We start from the raw sequence: 587 nt of genomic DNA on the forward strand, positions 1-587 counted from the left end.
GAGGATCCGGCGCGAGCACGCGTCGGGGAAGGCCATCAAGGCGATAGCGCGGGACCTGCACCTGTCGCGCAAGGTGGTGCGCAAGGCGATCCGGGCACCGGAGGCGGACATGGGCTACCGGCGGGCAGTGCAGCCGCTGCCGAAGCTGGGTCCGTTCCAGGCGCGACTGGATGCTTTGCTGGAGGACGATGAGGCACGGCCGCGGCGCGAGAAGCTGCGCCTCACGCGCATCCACGACCTGCTGCTACGCGAAGGGTTCGACGGCTCGTACGACGCGGTTCGCCGTTATGCGGCCCGCTGGCGGCAGGCGCGACGTCGCGATGTGATGGATGCGCCGGCGTTCATCCCGCTGCTGTTCCGACCGGGCGAGGCCTATCAGTTCGACTGGAGCCATGAGGACGTGGAGATCTCGGGCAAGCCGATGCGCGTGAAGGTCGCGCATGTGCGACTGTGCGCGTCGCGGGCCATGTATGTGCGGGCCTATCCGCGCGAGACACAGGAGATGCTGTTCGACGCGCATGCGCGGGCGTTTGCCTTCTTCGGAGGCGTGCCGACGCGCGGCATCTACGACAACATGAAGACGGCGG

At 68.1% G+C, this 587-nt stretch carries 1 protein-coding gene; it reads left to right on the forward strand.

Annotation, left to right across the window (positions count from 1 at the left end; translation table 11 throughout):
- Positions 1-587: IS21 family transposase (istA, locus tag AX685_RS17085; protein WP_156445892.1), on the forward strand; the 587-nt coding region annotated here is incomplete at both ends.

It is taken from the genome of Sphingomonas sp. CCH9-F2 (assembly GCF_001556735.1).
In the GTDB taxonomy this organism is placed as follows: Bacteria; Pseudomonadota; Alphaproteobacteria; order Sphingomonadales; family Sphingomonadaceae; genus Sphingomonas; species Sphingomonas ginsenosidimutans.